Here is a 17,823-nt window from a genome sequence, read left to right as displayed (position 1 = left end):
TTTTAGCCCATGGATCTCACCACCTACCATTCGTTGATGGGAGGACGGCTCGCTTCCGCAGTCACCGTTTTGCTCAGCGCCATTATCGCCACCCTGATCGCCATGGCGGTGCACCGCGCCAGCATCAGCCTGCTCAAGCGCCTGGCCAATGGCCGCCCGTTTACCACCCATGTCACGCGGGTGGCGTTTCGCGCCAGCCAACTGAGCTTGATCATGTTTGGCCTGCGCATCGTGCTGGCCGGCGCGCCGGGCGATACGCCAGGCCTGGTCGGCATGTCGCACCTGGCCAACGTGGCGCTGATCGTGGCGCTGACCTGGCTGGCCATGAAATGCATCGAAGCGCTCAGCCTGACCATCGCGCAAATCAATCCGGTCGACGTGGCCGACAACCTGCGCGCGCGCCGCCTGATCACCCAGGCAAGGGTTCTCACGCGCAGCGCACACGCCATCGTGATCATCCTCGGCCTGTCGTTTATCTTGCTGACCCTGCCCGGGGCGCGCCAGATCGGCGCCAGTTTGCTGGCCTCGGCCGGTGTGGCTGGCCTGGTGGCCGGTATTGCCGCCCGGCCCGTGCTGGGCAACTTTATCGCCGGCCTGCAGATTGCGTTTTCGCAGCCGATCCGCATCGATGACGTGCTGATCGTCAATGGCGAGTGGGGCCGCGTGGAGGAAATCAAGGGCACGTATGTGGTGGTGCGCATCTGGGACGAGCGCCGCATGATCGTGCCGCTGACCTGGTTTATCGAAAACCCGTTCGAGAACTGGACCCATACCTCGTCCACCATCCTCGGCACGGTGTTCCTGTGGCTGGACTTCAGCGTGCCGGTCGAGCCGCTGCGCGCCGAACTGGACCGCATCTGCCAGGAATCGCCGCTATGGGACCAGCGCGTCTGCAAGGTGCAGGTAACGGACGCCACCGACCGCGCCATGCAGCTGCGTTTCCTGATCAGCGCCAACAATTCGGGCGACGCATTCGAGCTGCGCTGCGTGATACGCGAAGGCATCCTCGGCTATGTGGCCCAGCATTATCCACACGGTCTGCCGCGCCTGCGCTCGTCGATCGACCCGGTCGAGCTCAACACCACCGCGGCCAGGGTCATCAACACCCCGGACGCGCTCGAGACGATTATCGACGGCGCGCCGACCGCCAAGGTGTAAGCTCTGCTTCAAACACCCCAGCCTGAAGGAAAACCGACATGAGCACCACCGCCTGGTTCATCCTGATCGGCTGCCTGATGCTGGCGCGCGGCCTGGCCGCCACCAGCATCGCCCGCCTGCCGTTCACTTCCTCGATGGCCTACCTGGGCGTGGGCCTGGTGGTCGGCCCGATGGTACTGGGCCTGTTTTCGCTCGACCTGGTCAAGCAGGCGCCGCTGCTGGAAACCCTGACCGAAATCGCCGTCCTGATTTCCCTGTTCTCGGCCGGCGTCAAGATGCCGGTGCCGTTCAGCCTGGCACGCTGGCTGCCGTCGCTGCGCCTGGCCTGGCTGTCGATGGCGCTGTCGGTGGGGCTGGTGGCCGCCTTTGCCTGCCTGGTGCTCGATCTGCCGCTGGGCGCGGGCATCCTGATCGGCGCCATCCTGGCCCCCACCGACCCGGTGCTGGCCACCGACGTGCAGGTGCGCCGCCCCGGCGACAGCGACCAGCTGCGCTTTACCCTCACCTGCGAAGCGGGCATGAACGACGGCAGTGGCTTTCCTTTCGTGATGCTGGGCCTGGGCCTGCTCGGTTATCACGAGCTGGGCCACACCGGCTGGACCTGGCTGTGGCACGATTTATTATGGGCCAGCGCGGCGGCGATCGCGCTGGGCGTGGCCGGCGGCGCGCTGCTGGCCTGGCTGGGCTGGCAGTTGCGCGGCAAGGATCCGAAGCACGAAGTGCTGGACGACCTGGTCGGGCTGGGCCTGATCGCCGTCGTGTATGGCGCGACCACCTGGCTGCACGCCTGGGGTTTCCTGGCCGTCTTTTTTGCCGGCGTGGCGCTGCGCCAGACCGAACTGCGCCTGGCCGGCGCGCCCGAAGACAAGCAGGGCCTGCTGCAGGCCGAGGAAGTGCATGCGGGGTCGGCCGTCAAGCCGCAGGAACCGCAAGCACCGCTGACCGTCAGCGCCGAGTCGCTGGTATTCAAGGAACACCTGGAACATTTGTCGGAACTGACGCTGGTGCTGCTGCTGGGCGGCGCCGTCAGCCAGTCGGTCTGGAACTGGCGCACGGTCGGCATGGCGCTGTTCCTGCTGCTGGTGGCGCGCCCGGTCAGCGTCCTGCTGGGTTTGCTGGGATCGAACACCAGCCTGCGCCTGCGCGGCATGGCCGCCTGGTTCGGCGTGCGCGGCATCGGTTCGGTGTACTACCTGTGCTATGCCATCAACCACGGCTTGCCGGTGGGTCTGGCGCGCGAACTGAGCCATATCACCATCGTGGTGGTGATGGTGTCCATCGTCGCGCACGGTATCAGCGTCACGCCCATGCTGAATCGCTATTGGCGGGAATAGACGGCGCGCTGCGACGCTTGTCATTGCTGCGCAGCAATGTTTTGCCAATTGGCACTGCTTTTTGAGAAAATATTGTTAAGATAAGATAATCAAAACGTCAAAACGCCCGCACCTGGCAAGAATTTAGCCGAGAAAGAAAAGACACCATGAAACGACGAAGCGTACTGGGACTGGGCGTCGCGCTTGCCCTGCTGCAAACCGGCTGCGCCACCAATCCCGCCGACACGGCCTGGGAAACCGACTTTGACGCCTTTATACGCGACGGGCTGGCACGCACCGAAACACCGGCCATGAGCGTGGCCATCGTGCGCGGCGACAAGACCATCTTTGCCCGCGGCTATGGCATGGCCGATGTCGAAGACGGGCAACAAGCGGACGCCGACACGGCATTCCATATCGCCTCCGTCAGCAAGGTGGTGACGGCGACCGCCATCATGATGCTGCATGAGCAAGGCCTGTTCCAGCTCGACGACAAGGTCGCGCCGCATCTGGATTTTCCCCTGTTGCATCCGAAATATCCCGATGTGCCGATCACCTTCCGCCATCTGCTGACCCATACCTCGGGCATTTCCGACGCCGTGTACGAAAAAACGCCGGCGTTTTCCGTCGAGGGCGACCCGCGCCTGCCCCTGCGCGACTTTTTGAAGGGCTATCTGTCGCGCGGTGGCGGCTGGTACGACGCCGACCTGTCGTTTGCGGGACGGCCCGGCACCGAATGGCGCTACAGCAATGTCGGCTACGCCCTGCTCGGCTATCTGGTCGGGCGTTTGAACCCCGAAGGACTCGATATCTATTCCCAGGATCATCTGTTCGACCCCTTGGGCATGGATGACACGGCCTGGAAACTGGCCGGCCTGCCGCGCAGCACGACGGTGGCCCAGCCCTACAAAGACAAGGACCCGGGCCTGCAAGTGCTGCCGCCGGTCGGCTATCCCGACTGGCCGGCCGGCCTCTTGCGCAGTTCGGCCCATGATTTTGCGCGCTTCCTGGCGATTTTCAGCAATGGCGGCATGGTCAAGGGCCACCGCTATCTGAAGGAAGAGACTGTCAAGGCCTTTTTGGAACCGCAGCCGGTCAGCATGGCCGCCGCCGACGCGCAGGTACGCCAGGCGCTGGCCTGGGTGCTGCGCGACCTGGACGGCATGCAGCTGGCCTCGCATAGCGGCGGCGACCCGGGCGCGGCATCGGTGGTCTGCGTCGATACGGCCAGCAAGACGGCCGTGCTGGCGTTTTCCAACATCAGCGCCGACCGCGAGTTCCGCAGCTTCCAGAAGGAAGTCGTGCAGCGCCTGCTGGCGCGCGCCAACGAGACGGTCAAGAAGTAAGGTGCCTGGCGCCATTGTGTGGGCGGCCGCACGGTGGCGAACTGCCAGGGAAGTATGCTGGAACGGTCACATCGACTTTATTTGACCTTACTTGACCTATATCAGGAGACCAGCATGACCAATCGCATCGGCAACAAAGATATCGCCCAGCAACGCAGCAAAAGCGAAAAAGCCCGCATCAAGGCATCGAATATCGCCAACGAGGCGGTAAAAAAAGCGATCGCGAAAGAAAAATACCGCAATGCCGTCAAGGGACAGCCGGCGGCATAAGCTCAGGCGCCAAACCAGCCCTGCAGCTTGTCGGCGGCGCGCAGCTTGACGTCGGCCGTGATATAGGTCGCCACCGTTGCCACGGCGGCGGCCAGCACGGCCAGGTCATCCACGTAGCCCACCACCGGCGTGATGTCGGGAATCGCATCGATCGGCGAAATGAAGTAGCCGAGCGCGCCGTAGATGGCCGTCTTGGCCCACAGCGGCGTGCTCGGTTGCTGCGCGGCGTAATACAGCCACAGCGCCTTTTCGATCACTTCCCGGCCGGCCGTTTTGGCGAACTTGATGACCTTGTCCCAGAAACTGTCGTCGGTATATTTCTTTTCGTGGGCCTTGGCCTGGGCGGAATGATCCTGATCGAGAGTTTTTCTCTTGCCAAACATATGCTGCTCCTCTTTGCCACACGCGGCCTGGCTGCTTGAACGCGCACATTATCATAAATCGCCTATGGCGAACCCTGGAGTACCGTACATGAAAATGGAAACACCCGCTCTTGAAACCCCCACTGCCGATCCGGCGCCGGCGATTGCCAGGGCGGCCGGCCTGCGCTATGTGGGCGATCATCAACCCGGCATCGCCCGCCATGGCAAGCCCGGCAAATTTCACTACCTGGACGCCGACGGCAAGAAGCTGGGCGACGAAGATATCCTGGCGCGCATCAAGACGCTGGCGATACCGCCGGCCTGGACCGACGTCTGGATCTGCGCCCGCGCCAACGGCCATGTGCAGGCCACCGGCCGCGACGCCCGTGGCCGCAAGCAATACCGCTACCACGCGCGCTGGCGCCAGGTGCGCGACGAAGCCAAGTACGAACGCATGCTGAGCTTTGGCCGCGCCCTGCCCGCCATCCGAAAAGCCGTCGAGGCCGGCATGAAGCTGCCCGGCATGCCCCGCGAAAAAGTGCTGGCCACCATCGTCCACCTGCTGGAACTGACGATGATGCGTATCGGTAACGAAGAATATGCGCGCACCAACAAGTCGTTCGGCCTGACCACCCTGCGCACGCGCCATGTGAAAGTGGCTGGCAGCGGCGTGGAATTCCATTTCCGCGGCAAGAGCGGCGTGCACCACGACATCAAGCTCAGCGACCGGCGCCTTGCGCGCGTGCTGCAAACCATCCGCGATTTGCCGGGCCAGGAGCTGTTCCAGTACCTCGATGAAGACGGGCAGCGCCATGGCGTCGATTCAGGCGACGTCAATGATTACTTGCGTGACATTACCGGCGAGGACTACACGGCCAAGGATTTCCGCACCTGGTCAGGCACCCTGCTGGCCGCGCTGGCCCTGGAAGAATTTGAAAAAGTCGATTCCGAGGCGCAGGCCAAGAAAAATATCGTGCAGGCCATCGAGTCGGTGGCCAAGAAGCTGGGCAATACGCCGTCGATCTGCCGCAAATGCTATGTGCATCCGGCGGTACTCGATTCCTACCTGGACGGCAGCTTGCTGGAGGGACTGAAAGCGCGCGCGCAACAGGAACTCAAGGAAGACCTGCATGCGCTGGCGCCGGAGGAAGCGGCCGTGCTGGCGCTGCTGCAACGGCGCCTGCAAAGCGAAGAACCGATCAAACAGAAGCTCAAGCGTCGCCGCTAGGCTGGCACTGGGCCGACAGGCTCAGTTCGCGCATGCCGCATGCCGGCAAGGCGCGACCTTCATCGCCTGCCATCTGGGTCGGCGCGGCGATGGTGGCCTTGGCCGCCGTCGTTTCAGCATTCACATCGCCATTCCAGACGGTGGCAGCCAGGGTCGATACCGTGAACAGGCAGATCAGCACGAAGGGCTTGTTGACACCGTTGTTTTTGTTGATCGCTGGCTTGTTCATGGCGTTGTCCGTTGATTGGTTGCAGAGTGGAATCATCATCTCGTGTTTTCACAATGCATACAATCAGACAGCTACCGCAGCTGAGGTAGGACTATGCTGACAAGCTCAACCCTAGGCTACATCAGGGTTGCGGGGCATCCTGGTCGGCATCCGGGTCCTTCACGCTCGATACTCCAGGCACCGCTTCCAGGCGTTTTTGCAGCGCCAGAAATTGCATCGGCGTCACGCGCGCAAACGTGATGACGATATCGTCCAGCTGCGGCACACCCTCTTTCTGGCGAATGATGAATTGCTGCACCCGCGTCGTGCCAGCGCCCAGCGCTTCATGCAATTTGTCCAGCGACAGCGCATCGCGCTCGGCCGTGATCAACAGCTCGCGCCGCTGGCGGCTGCCGATAAAACGCTTTTCCAGCGGCTTGATGCCCGCCAGGATAATCAGGATGATGACGGTCGCCGCCACCGCCGGCGTGTACAGACCGCCACCCACGGCCAGGCCGATGCCGGCCACCGACCACACGCTGGCAGCCGTCGTCAGCCCGCGCACGATCTCGCCACGCGCCAGGATCGCCCCGGCGCCCAGGAAACCGATGCCCGACACCACCTGCGCCGCCATCCGCGAAGGGTCGAGCGTCACCCGCTCGCTGAGCACCTCGGAAAAACCATAGGCCGACACGATCATGATCAGGGTCGACCCCACGCATACCAGCATATGCGTGCGCAGCCCCGCCACCCACGCCAGCCGCTCGCGCTCATAGCCGATCACGCTGCCCAGCAAGGCCGAAAACGCCAGCCGTCCTACCAGTTCCCATTCCGATGCCAATGCCATTGCGCTTCTCCTTAAGTGTTTAGATTTGGGTGATCATATTCCAACTCGCAGCCTGCCATTTTTCAGGGCTAGGTTGCTTTTGAGTACACTGTTGAATTCTGTCACCCAACTACCAGCGCCATGAGCCAAGCCCTTCACAGCCAAGCCCGCACCACTCATCTGATCCGGGACGAAATCCGCAACTCGACGCTCTCTCAACGGGAACTGGCTGAGCGCTACAACGTTAGTCGTCTGACGATCCGCAAATGGCAGAACCGCGACAGCGCCGAGGATCTTTCGCACCGGCCACGTACCATGCACACCACGCTCACGCCTGCGCAGGAATTGATCGTCGTGGAGCTGCGTACCACGCTGCTGCTGCCCACCGACGACCTGCTGGCGGTGGCCCGCGAGTTCGTCAATCCAGCGCTTTCGCGCGCCGCCTTGGGGCGCTGCCTGCGTCGCCATGGTGTCTCCAGCCTGCTTGAATTGGCCGCCCGGGAAACCGACAAGCCCGTCACCAAAAAGTCGTTCAAGGACTACGAGCCCGGCTTTTTACATATGGATATCAAGTACTTGCCGCAGATGCCTGACGAAACCGAACGCCGTTACCTGTTCGTCGCCATCGACCGCGCCACGCGCTGGGTCTTCATGGAGATCTATGCCGACCAGTCCGACAGTAGTAGCACCGACTTCCTGATCAAGCTCAACAAAGCCTGTCCGATTGCCATCGTCAAGCTGCTCACCGACAATGGCAGCCAGTTCACCGACCGCTTTAGCAGCAGGAAAAAAGACCCGGAAACGGGCGAGCGGATTCCCAGCGGTAAGCACGCGTTTGACGTTCTATGCAAGCAACTGGCGATCGAACATCGCCTGATCCCGCCACGTCATCCGCAGACCAACGGCATGGTTGAACGCTTCAACGGCCGCGTCAGCGAGGTCGTCAACCAGACTCGCTTCGCGTCCAGGGCCGAGCTCGAATCAACACTGCGCAATTACCTGAAAATCTATAACCACAACATCCCACAGCGTGCTCTCAACAACGAAACGCCGATTCAGGCAATGAAGAAATGGCAGGCAAAAAAGCCAGAATTATTCGTTAAACGTGTTTATAACCAAGCGGGTCTTGACAGCTAGCCTCCTTGATACAAGCGCTGCTAGCCATATTGATTGACACGCCACATCTTTGCTATTTTCGCTGTAATTCCCCTAGTGCAAGGTGCTCGAACCAATGTGTATAGATGGCGCAAAAGCGCGAAGTCACAGCGTTGACGAGCGCATTGCCCTCGTCTTTGAATTCAGGATAAATAGCCAGATAGCGTTGGTGAAATCTGCTTTCATCCGGGACACATCCAGTCCAATTAATCCATTGCTGATCTTCACATATGAAGCTGGCTGCACGCATGGCTGCACCGTCAACCAAGCCAAAATTGTTGGCATCAAGTTCATCGCCGCCCTTCGCCTTCAAAAGCTTTTTCGCCGGAGCATCCTTTTGATCCGCACGGTTCAATTCTAGCGGCCACGCACGCAAATTGCCGATTGATCGATGCCAGTCCCGGATTGCCGAGGGCATTTCATTACATAACAAACCTTGGGGATGAATGTGGTCATAATCCCACGGACGATTCACATCTTCCATTTGACCAGGAAGCGTTGGGTCATAGTCAGGAAACCAGCGCATCAGCCAAGCTCGCTGAGCATAATCGACCAAAGAACGTTTATCCCACAATCGATCAAAGAAATTTTTCCAGGCCAAGCGACGACGATCTTTCTTTGTTGCATCATCAGGGATATCTTTTCCCTTCTCCTCCATATTCTGTATGTACAACCAATTGCGCAGACCAGATTCGAGTTGACTGAAACTTTCAGGTGTGAGGCGAGAATAATAGTGATGCCACAGCGGCTCTGCTTTCCAGAATTCAGTATGGGCAGGACCAGGAAATCCTTTTTGACCACCGGTAACCCGGCAACGTATTACGTCCGCAAGTACATGAGGTGGCACCAAAGGTAACATAACAAAATTATCTTTGTGAGTTGGCAATAGCATTTCATAACGCTTGGCATTGAAAAAATCTGGCAATTTATCTACTGGAAACTGATACAATTCCTCCCACAAACGCGCGATACATTGCTCTGGCAAGATAGCAAATTCGGACATGGCAACCAGAAATCCTAGTGATCGTCTCTGCTGTTTTACCGTTAGCTGCGTAATACCGACACCGGCCCTTTCCAGGCGTAGTATCCAAGCGGCGCTGATAAACAGAAGTTCCAGCCCTTTCCCGCCCGAAAACATAGCTGCAGCCAAAGTAGGCGGCAATTTCCATGAGGCCTTATCCATGGGGCCATTAAGTCGCACGAGGTCAAACAAGCGCAAGAGGGTGGCGCCACGCACCCTGTCAGTGACAAACGTCTGAAAAGCCTCCAATTTTTCATCGTCGCGCATGGCGGTTCTGAACGAAGCAACATCAGGCGTCAAAGGCAGCTTGTCAGTGACGCGGTCAACTGGAAAAGCCAGATGCAAACGGTATAGAAAGGTCACCATGTGCTCAGGTGCCACGATACGTTGCTTGCCGAGTAAAGCATCCAGTTCTTTGGGTGCATCTGGCCACACTGCCTTAAGCGAGGAATAGATTAATTCCTCAGTGCTGAGTGGCACCCCGGCCGTGTTTATGCGTACAAACAGCGTCTCAATGGCATCAACCGATGGCTCGATGCCGTTTTCAGAAGGATTTGCTTGCAATTCGTGGGGTAATGCTCGCTCATGCATGATAAGCGCGGGAATTGTCCGGGTGTGTAATTCTTCACGCAACGCTGCGATCATCCACTCCAACCGCGCATAAAACTCTCCCTCCAGCGCCTTCCGCCATTGGACAACAAGCTTGTTTTGATCAATCAAGGCTGCGTCCTCATGCCACATGGGCAATGCTTGTAACTGGCGCTGCAGTTCTGCACGCCAGTCCTCGTGTGCTGCGGCCTTGATCAATATAGCAACAGGCATAGGACACACAGAATCCCAAGGCCAGGCAAAACGCAAAGGCAATGTTGCACCGCGCACAGTGGGATCATTCGCGATTGTACGATAGCTGGTCAAGGCTGAACGGATATATCCATGAGTCAGACGCATGCCGGGATCTACTGCCCGGTATCCCCAAGGATGTGAACGGGTCAAAAGGCGAAATAGAAATGCGCGATCTCCCGCTGGACTGGAGCGATTGCCCAAATCAACCCACAGCGCGAGTCCATGTTCAGTACGCGAATCAGCCCACACATCAACAAATCCACTTGCTATTGCAGTTGCGCGCTGTTGCCCATCAAGCAAATGAAATCGATCTATATGAGTGCCTTGAGCAGTATTACTTCCTAGTTTATAATCACTGCGTCCCAGTTTCCCGTCATACGGAGAAAGCAAGAAAGATCCGATGGGGAAACCGCGTATCAAAGAATCCCAGAATGCCTCCACCTTACCAGCGCTCCATACGGCACCTCGCTGCAAAGCGGGCAATTCGGCATGGATGCGGGAGCGCATGCCATTTTTTCTCAGGACAGGCAAACCCTCTATTTGCCAAGCCACGACCTCCTCAATCGCCAACAAATAATTTGATTGGACCTCAATCGCCGGATCATTCAATTTCATCACACTTCCCTGTAGCAGGCAAAAACCAAAGTGTAAATATATGCAATAAATTAATCAATATTTTTATTTTAAAAATCCATAAAATTAAAAAAATTAATTTTTTAATTTATTTTAAAAATATTGCGATAACAGATCGATGTTTCAGATAAAATATAAACATGCATTTTTATATACGCCTGCTCTCCAGCGTGCTTTGCGGTATCAAACCGGCAGGTCGCTCAGTTCCAGCTCGGAAAACCCCGCCCGGCGCCGCGCTTCCAAGTTGAACGGTCCGCGCAAGGTCGGCGCTTCGTAGCGCGCCGCCAGTTCGGCATAGGTGGCGCGCAGCTCCAGGCCGCGCTGCTCGCACAAGTAGCCGTACCAGCGGTTGCCGATCTCCACATGGCCCACTTCGTCGCGCAGGATAATGTCGAGGATGGCGGCGGCCGCCATGTCGCCGGCCTGCGCCAGCTTGGCGCGCAGCGGCGGGATCGCGTCCAGGCCCCGTGCTTCCAGCGTGCGCGGCACCAGCGCCATGCGCGCCAGCACGTCGCCGCGCGTTTTATCGACCATCTCCCACAGGCTGTCGTGGGCCGGAAAGTCGCCATAGGCGTGACCCAGCACGTCCAGGTGCGCCACCAGCAGCGAATAATGCGTGGCCTCTTCGGCCGCCACGCGCAGCCAGTCCGTGTAATATTCAGACGGCAGATCCGGAAAACGCCACAGCGCGTCCAGCGCCAGATTCATGGCGTTGAATTCAATATGCGCCAGCGCATGCACCAGCATGGCGCGGCCTTCTTGCGTGATCATTGAGCGCCGGCCAACCAGGCGCGGCGGCACCAGTTCGGGGCGTTCCGGGCGGCCGGGGATGGCGCCCTGCGGCTGCAATGCTGCGGCGGGATCGGCGGCGGGACGGGCCTGTGCCATGGCGGCCACCATCACCACCTTGCGCGCCGGATCGGGTTCGAGCAGGCAGGCCAGCGCACAGGCACGCAGTTCCTGCGGGGCGTGGTCAAGCGAGGGAGATAAGTGCATGGGAGCCTGGGTGCGCGTTTTTAACAAGGGGCGCAGTGTATCAAATTTCCTGTCCCAGCAAATCACGTCCCAGAGCAACATAGGCATCCATTTCGACCTCAGGCACCATGCTCCCCCCCGTGCCCCATACCAGATGCGTGGCATTTGCCAGCGTTGACGCATAGTTGGGCTGCTCCAGCACCGGCACTATTCCCGCAAACCCCGCCACCGCCGACGGCTCCAGCCGCCAGCCTTCGGTTTGCTCCAGCAGCGCCAGCAAGCGGTACAGTTCTTCGTCGCTGGCGGTGGCGTAGCCGTCGATCAGCCGGTGCATGGCGCGGCCGACAAAGCCGGAAGGCCGGCCCACGGCCAGGCCGTCGGCGGCCGTCACGTTGTCGATGCCGATGTCCTGCACGCTGATCCGCTCATGCAAGCCCGTATGCACGCCCAGCAGCATGCGCGGTGAATGCGTCGGTTCGGCGAAGACGCAGTGCACATGGTCGCCAAAAGCCAGCTTCAGGCCGAAGGCCACGCCGCCGGGACCGCCGCCCACGCCACACGGCAGGTAGACGAACAGCGGATGGCTGGCGTCGACCGTCACGCCAGCTTGGTCGAACTGCTTTTTCAGGCGCTCGCCCGCCACCGCATAGCCGAGGAACAGGTCGTGCGAGTTTTCATCGTCGACAAAGTGGCAGGTCGGGTCATCTTCGGCCTGGCGGCGGCCCTGCTCCACCGCCACGCTGTAGTCGGACGCGTATTCGATCACGGTCACGCCGTGTTCGCGCAGCTTGTCCTTCTTCCACTGGCGCGCGTCCGCCGACATGTGGACGGTGGTCCGGAAGCCCAGGCGCGCGCCCATGATGCCGATCGACAGGCCCAGATTGCCGGTAGAGCCGACGGCGATCGCATGCTGGCCGAAGAAACCGCGCACGGCTTCGCTGGCCAGCAGGCCATAATCGTCGTGCTGCGTGACCAGGCCCGCGTCCAGCGCCAGCCCTTCCGCATGCTTCAACACCTCGTAGATGCCGCCGCGCGCCTTGATCGAGCCGGAAATCGGCAGGTGGCTGTCCTGCTTGAGCCACAACTGACCGGGGATCGCGCGGCCCAGGCGCGCCGCCAGCGCCGCCTGCATGGCCGGCAGCGGCACCAGCGGCGACTCGATCACGCCGCCGGCGGCCTGCGTCTCGGGAAACGCACGCGCCAGGAAAGGCGCAAAGCGGGCCAGGCGCGCGCTGGCGGCCGCCACGTCGTTCGCATCCAGGCCGACGTCGGCCAGCGCAACGGCTGCGGGCGCGATAGCCGGGTTGAACCAGCTGACAGGCTGCAGTGCTGACAAGCGTTCGATCAGCGGATATTGGGCGCGCAGGGCGGCGATCGATGGGGGTGGCAACATGGGACCTCCTTGGTAAGCAATCCATGATTAGACCGCATCGCGCCGCCGATGGCAAAGCTGCGCGTGCGGGCTGCTGTTTAAAACTTCAGCTGCAAGCCCACGTCGAACGAGCGCCCCTCGGCCGGCAAGGCTTGCAGCGCGCCGCCGTTGGCCTGCAAGCCCGACAGATACACGCCGCCGAGCGGATCGGCATAGGCGCGGTTGAAGGCATTCGACACGCCGACATGCATGCTGGCCAGTTTGTTCAGCGCCACCTGGCTGCGCAGGTTGACGATGGCGTAGCCGCCGGTTTCCGGTTCCAGCCGGCGCGCGTCGACCGTGTCCTTGCGCGCCACCACCTTCGCTTCGATGCGGTTGCTCCAGGCGCCGACGGCATGCTCGACGCCCAGCAAGGCATTCAGGGGCATCATGCGGTACAAATCGCCGCCGCCGTCACTGCGCTTGCCGCGCGTGTAGGCGGCGTTGCCGGTGGCGGTGAATTTGCCCCAGCGCGGGCTGGCCGCCAGCGGCGCCTGCCACGACACATTCAATCCGTACAATCTGGCGTCATGATTGGCGAAGCGCAGCAGATTACCTTTCGCCCCCATCTGCATATAGGGGTTGAACGGCGCCAGCACGTCGGCGTCGATATAGTCGCTGACGCGGCTGACATACGGATTGACGCGCACGAACCAGCTGTCGTCACCCGCGCCATGCCAGTCCGCGGTGAAGGCGACGGTATAGGCCGTTTCCGGTTTCAGGTCCATATTGCCGACATAGCCGTTGCCGTCGCCAAACCAGTTGGTCATGGTCATGGCCATCGTGCCCCTGCCCCACGAGTAGCGCTCGTACAGATTGGGCGAGCGCACCTTGCGGGCCAGCGCGAATTCATAGCTGCCGGACGCGTCGGGCACAAAACGCGCCAGTGCGCTGGCATCGATATTGGTGTCGCGCTGGCGGCGCGAGCGGGCGTTGAAGGCGGTCGCCGCCATGGAGTCGGCCATATTCATCATGCCGCTGCCGTAGGACTGCACGTCGCCCGTGTCCATGCGCACCGATTCGCCGCGCAGGCCCAGCACGCTGGTCCAGCGCGCATCGAGCTTGCTTTCCAGTTCGCCGAACAGCACCGCGCGGTCGCGCTTGCCGCCGTTGATATTGAGGTAGGTGCGCGGCCCCATCATCATCGAACCGGGCACCGCCGGCCAGTAATCGTCGAGGCGGAAAGCGTGGAATTCATGGCCCAGGCGCAGCTCGCCCACGCCGGTGGGCAGGCTGGCCTGCAGCGCGTAGCCCGTGTTCTTGCCATGCGTGATCATCGGCATGGTGCCAGGGCGCTCGCTGCTGAAAAAGCCCATCTCATGGTCGGTCTGCTGCCAGTAGGCGCGCGCGTCCAGCACGCCCCAGCCGAAACTGCCCTGCCAGGCCAGGTTGGCGAAGCGGCCGTGGTTGTCCGTCATGTCCATATACTGGTTGGGAAAACCCTGGTAGGGAATATGCTGAATTCCGGCGCGCAGGGTCAGCTGCTGGCCATCGCCTCTGGCGGCCAGCACGATGGACTGGTTGATGCTCTCGACCATGCTGCCCAGCACCTTGTCGCCACGGCCGTCTTCGTAGCTGCGGCTGCGCGTGTAGGCGCCGCTGTAGCCGATGGAGAACGCTTCAGTGGCTGCGGATGCCGTCACATTGCTGGAAACGCTGTTATTGACGCTACGACCAAGCAAGCCGAAGCTGCCTTGCGTCAGCAGCCCCGCGCCAGGTGCGGCGAAGACCGGCGCGTTCGAATGTACCTCGATGGTGCCGCCGATGCTGTCGCCGCCCGCGCTGACCGGCGTCACGCCAGCGATCAGCCGGATGCGCTGCACCTGGGACGGGGCCATATACGACAGCGGCGCGTTCATGTGGTTGGCGCAGGCCGAGGTGATCTCCATGCCGTCGATGCGGATTTTCAGGCGGTCGTCGGCAAAGCCGTTCACCACCGGCAGGCCGGATACGCCGCCGCCGGCCGCCACGCCGTAGCCGGGCAGATTGCCCAGCATCTGCGCCGTGTCGCTCGATGCCGGATAGCTGTTGGCCAGCGCGCTGACGATGACTTTTTGTTCGGGCAGGACGACGTCGCCGTGGTCTGCGTGGGCCAATGCCGGCAGCGCCAGCGCGAGGGAAATCAATAAGGATGTGTGGTTCATGATGCTGCTTTCGGTTCGATGATCAAGACGAACGGCCGCCGGCGCGCACCCTGGGCGCGGCAGGCAACGGTTCAAACGGAGCGGGGAATCAGAAAGCGGCAGGCGGGCCGCGCGGCTGGAGCGGGGTCCAGGCAAACAGCGGCGTGGCGGATTGGTAAAACAGGACCGGCAGCAAGCCCGTGATCAGCGCGCCGGAAGCGGGCGCCAGCGACACCGGCGGCAGCGCCAGCACGGCCGCATGCATGCCGCAGCACGGGCAATCGCCCATCTGCATGGCGTTCTTGGCGGGCGTGGAATCGTCAAGAGACAGTTTGAGCGGCACCATGTTCATGCCGCCGGCCACCGAGCAGATTTCCAGGCTGGGGACGGCGCCGCCTTGCGCGACGGTCAGCGCGCGCGACAGCGTGGGGGCGAGCGCGGCCAGCAGGATGGCGCAGCACGCCATCCACAGTACCCATCTTGCCCTGGCTTTGCTGGTGAACATGGGGGCATTATAGCCGCCGCCCTGCCCCGTTCCCAGCACCGCCGTCAAGAAAGCAACGCTGCCTTACAGGTCGACCTTCACGCTCAGTTTGACCGCGCGCGGCGCGCCGGACGCCAGCCGCGTGCCGGCGCCGGCCCAGTAGCGCTTGTCCGCGGCATTGTCGATATTCAGCTGCCACACCACCGACTTGTTCATCACCTTGCCCGCATAACGGGCGCCCGCGCTGAACAGAGTCACGCCGCCGAGGAAGGCCTGGTTCAAGTCATTGACCGGGCGCACGCTGTAGTAATACGCGCCGCCATTGAGCGACAGGCCAGGCACGCCGTCGAAGGCATACGAGACAAAGGCGCTGCCCGTGCGTTTCGAGGCATTCTCGGGCGCCTTGCCGTTGTACAGCGCATTGATATGCTCGAAGCTCGGGTCGAGGAACTGCGCCGAGGTCTGCCAAGACAACTGGCGCGTCAGCTTGCCCTGCGTGGCCAGTTCCAGGCCCCGGTAATGCTGCTCGCCGTCGGACGTGAACAGGTTGCCGGTATTGGTGTAATAGCCGGGGCGCACGATATCGAACAACGCGGCCGACAGCAAGGAGCCGCTTGGTGTCATCCAGCGCGCACCCAGTTCCTGTTGCTTGCTGACGCCAGGCGCCATCTTGACGCCCTGGTTGGCGCTGCCGGTCGGCGCCGTCTCGCCCTCTTCCAGGCCACGCGCCAGCGACGCATAGAATGACACAGCGGGTGTCAGCTTGTAGATCAGCGAGGCCATCGGCGTGGTCTTGCTGACGTCATAGTGGCTGGCGCCCTGGTCGCTGCGGTAGCTGCTGCGGCGCACGCCCACCACGCTTTGCCATTGCGGGCTGAAGACCATGCGGTCGAGCGCGTACAGGCCCGTGTCGCGTGTCTCCAGCGCCGCCGTGGTGGGCGATGCCGGTGCCGCGCCGAACACCACGTTCGTTATCGGGACGGGGTTGTACAGGTTTTGCGAGGCGATCGTGTAATTGCGCTGGTAAATCGGGTCTTGCGACTTGTCGGTGCGCGACGCACCCAGGGTCAGTTCATGGGCGATAAATCCCGTGTTGAACTGGCCGGCCAGTTCCGCGCGCAGCAGGTCGGAGGTATTCACGCCATGCTGGATATTGCCGGTGATGCGGCCCGCGCCCGTCGCCAGCGCGGCGGCGTTATTCAACCGGAAGATGGCCAGGCGGCGGTCGCGCGCCGTTTCCGAGCGGCCCGCCTCCAGCGTCAGCGCCCAGCGGTCGCTCAAGGCATAATCGGCGCGCAGCTGGGCGTTTTTCGTTTGTGCTTCGAACTTGGCCCAGTCCGGGCCGATCAATTTGCTTGGATCGACCGCGCGCGGCAAGGTGATCACGCCATTGACGGCGGTGGGCAGGTTGACGCCCGCCTGTTCGGTGACCTTGCGGCGGTCGTATTCCAAGTCGGCCTTCAGCAGCAGCTTGTTGGTCACGCGCCAGTCCAGCGCCGCCGATACAAAGCTGCGGTTGCCGTTGCCGACATGGTCCAGGTATGAGCCCAAGGTGCCGCCGGCCGCGTTGATGCGCATGCCGAACTGCCGCTGTTCGCCAAAGCGCCGGCCCAGGTCGATATTGGCCACCGCGCTGCCACGGTCGTCCAGCGAGAGGCCCAGGCTGGTGACGGGCGTACTGCCGGCGCGCTTGGTGACGAAATTGACCACGCCAGCCGGCGAAGTAAAACCGTAGTACAGGGCCGACGCGCCTTTGAGCACCTCCACCCGCTCCTTGTTCTCCATCGGCACCTGCGAGAAATTCATGACCGGCATCGAGCCGTTCAGGCGATAGTTGGTGCGGTTTTCCACGGCAATGCCGCGAATGACGAGCTGGTCCCAGGTTTCGCCGCCATTTTGCTGGCGCGTAACGCCGGCAGTATTGCGCACCGCGTCGTACAGTCCGGCGGCGCCCTGCAGCTCCAGCAATTCGCGCGTGATCACGTTGACGGTCGACGGCACGTCCATGATGTTCGAGCCGCGAAAGCTGCCGGCTTCGGTGGTCAGCGGCACCAGCCCTTGCGCGCGGGCGCCTGTGACTTGCACCGCTTGCATGACCGTGTCGTCATCAGTTTGAGCGTGGACAGCGGGGACAAAAGCCAGCGACAGCGCGGCAGCGAGGGGGAGCAAACGGGGGAGCAATACGGCGGGCATGGATGGTAAAACCTTCAACAAGACAATGAATCAAAACTGGCAGTTACCGACATGATATCGGTAACGAGAATCATTCGCAAGAATTGTCATTGAAATGGCAAAGTACTTATTCACCCGTGCCAGCAGCCCAGGCTCTCCGGGCCAAGCGGGCCTGAAAAATGTCGAGGGCAAGGCGCAGCGACGCAGACAGTACGAATGTACGGCAAGGAAGCTGCAACGCCGCCATCGGCATTTTCTCGGGCCCGCGACTCCGGCCCGCTGTTCTTGATCTTTA

General features: G+C 61.4%; 15 protein-coding genes. 6 read left to right on the top strand and 9 right to left on the bottom strand.

The genetic code is table 11. The annotated features are described in order from the left end of the window. The first annotated feature begins 9 nt into the window (after positions 1-9). The 4 genes from Q8L25_RS19460 (at position 10) to Q8L25_RS19445 (ending at position 4,087) form a co-directional block, all read left to right on the top strand. A complete protein-coding gene (locus tag Q8L25_RS19460; protein ID WP_308920946.1) occupies positions 10-1,158 on the top strand; it encodes a mechanosensitive ion channel domain-containing protein in 1,149 nt (382 codons plus the stop codon). 38 nt (positions 1,159-1,196) lie between these two features. After that, entirely contained in the window at positions 1,197-2,492 is a 1,296-nt protein-coding gene (locus tag Q8L25_RS19455; RefSeq protein ID WP_308920945.1) for a cation:proton antiporter, read from the top strand. A gap of 146 nt (positions 2,493-2,638) precedes the next feature. Then, positions 2,639-3,817, top strand: coding sequence for a serine hydrolase domain-containing protein (locus Q8L25_RS19450; RefSeq protein ID WP_308920944.1), 1,179 nt, complete (start codon positions 2,639-2,641; stop codon positions 3,815-3,817). A gap of 114 nt (positions 3,818-3,931) precedes the next feature. Further along, positions 3,932-4,087 carry a hypothetical protein gene (locus tag Q8L25_RS19445; RefSeq protein WP_308920943.1) on the top strand — a complete coding sequence of 52 codons (156 nt, stop codon included), beginning with the start codon at positions 3,932-3,934 and terminating at the stop codon, positions 4,085-4,087. A gap of 2 nt (positions 4,088-4,089) precedes the next feature. Here Q8L25_RS19445 and Q8L25_RS19440 read toward each other — a convergent pair whose 3' ends face one another. Next, a complete protein-coding gene (locus tag Q8L25_RS19440) occupies positions 4,090-4,470 on the bottom strand; it encodes a DUF1232 domain-containing protein (protein WP_308920942.1) in 381 nt (126 codons plus the stop codon). Between the two features lie 88 nt (positions 4,471-4,558). On the opposite strand from Q8L25_RS19440, the gene Q8L25_RS19435 reads away from it, so the two are divergent. After that, positions 4,559-5,677 carry a DNA topoisomerase IB gene (locus tag Q8L25_RS19435; RefSeq protein WP_308920941.1) on the top strand — a complete coding sequence of 373 codons (1,119 nt, stop codon included), beginning with the start codon at positions 4,559-4,561 and terminating at the stop codon, positions 5,675-5,677. Here Q8L25_RS19435 and Q8L25_RS19430 read toward each other — a convergent pair. Both Q8L25_RS19430 and Q8L25_RS19425 read right to left on the bottom strand, forming a co-directional pair. After that, the gene (locus Q8L25_RS19430; RefSeq protein WP_308920940.1) at positions 5,661-5,906 is read right to left on the bottom strand and encodes a hypothetical protein; all 246 of its coding nucleotides are present in this window, start codon (positions 5,904-5,906) and stop codon (positions 5,661-5,663) included. The genes Q8L25_RS19435 and Q8L25_RS19430 overlap by 17 nt on opposite strands. A gap of 121 nt (positions 5,907-6,027) precedes the next feature. Next, complete coding sequence (locus tag Q8L25_RS19425) at positions 6,028-6,726, bottom strand: MgtC/SapB family protein (protein ID WP_374694319.1); 699 nt, start codon at positions 6,724-6,726, stop codon at positions 6,028-6,030. 126 nt (positions 6,727-6,852) lie between these two features. Here Q8L25_RS19425 and Q8L25_RS19420 point away from each other — a divergent pair, with 126 nt between their 5' ends. Next, positions 6,853-7,848 (top strand): IS481 family transposase, encoded by a 996-nt coding sequence (locus tag Q8L25_RS19420; RefSeq protein ID WP_308920938.1) that lies wholly within the window; start codon positions 6,853-6,855, stop codon positions 7,846-7,848. Positions 7,849-7,900: 52 nt separating this feature from the next. On the opposite strand, the gene Q8L25_RS19415 is transcribed toward Q8L25_RS19420, so the two are convergent. From Q8L25_RS19415 to Q8L25_RS19390, 6 genes are all read right to left on the bottom strand, one after another. After that, the gene (locus tag Q8L25_RS19415) at positions 7,901-10,345 is read right to left on the bottom strand and encodes a DUF262 domain-containing protein (protein ID WP_308920937.1); all 2,445 of its coding nucleotides are present in this window, start codon (positions 10,343-10,345) and stop codon (positions 7,901-7,903) included. A 201-nt stretch (positions 10,346-10,546) separates the two neighbouring features. Continuing rightward, positions 10,547-11,359 (bottom strand): ferritin-like domain-containing protein, encoded by an 813-nt coding sequence (locus tag Q8L25_RS19410; protein ID WP_308920936.1) that lies wholly within the window; start codon positions 11,357-11,359, stop codon positions 10,547-10,549. Positions 11,360-11,399: 40 nt separating this feature from the next. Continuing rightward, entirely contained in the window at positions 11,400-12,731 is a 1,332-nt protein-coding gene (gene dsdA, locus Q8L25_RS19405; protein WP_308920935.1) for a D-serine ammonia-lyase, read from the bottom strand. Between the two features lie 77 nt (positions 12,732-12,808). Next, the gene (locus Q8L25_RS19400; protein ID WP_308920934.1) at positions 12,809-14,893 is read right to left on the bottom strand and encodes a TonB-dependent receptor domain-containing protein; all 2,085 of its coding nucleotides are present in this window, start codon (positions 14,891-14,893) and stop codon (positions 12,809-12,811) included. Between the two features lie 88 nt (positions 14,894-14,981). Then, on the bottom strand, positions 14,982-15,377 hold the full coding sequence (locus Q8L25_RS19395) for a DUF2946 domain-containing protein (RefSeq protein WP_308920933.1): 396 nt from the start codon (positions 15,375-15,377) through the stop codon (positions 14,982-14,984). A gap of 63 nt (positions 15,378-15,440) precedes the next feature. Then, positions 15,441-17,549 carry a TonB-dependent siderophore receptor gene (locus tag Q8L25_RS19390; RefSeq protein WP_374694185.1) on the bottom strand — a complete coding sequence of 703 codons (2,109 nt, stop codon included), beginning with the start codon at positions 17,547-17,549 and terminating at the stop codon, positions 15,441-15,443. Positions 17,550-17,823 lie beyond the last annotated feature (274 nt).

The sequence above is a fragment of the Janthinobacterium sp. J1-1 genome, assembly GCF_030944405.1.
GTDB lineage: Bacteria > Pseudomonadota > Gammaproteobacteria > Burkholderiales > Burkholderiaceae_D > Janthinobacterium.
The sequence above is the reverse complement of the archived record's forward strand: the minus strand, read 5'-3'. Positions and strand labels throughout refer to the sequence as shown.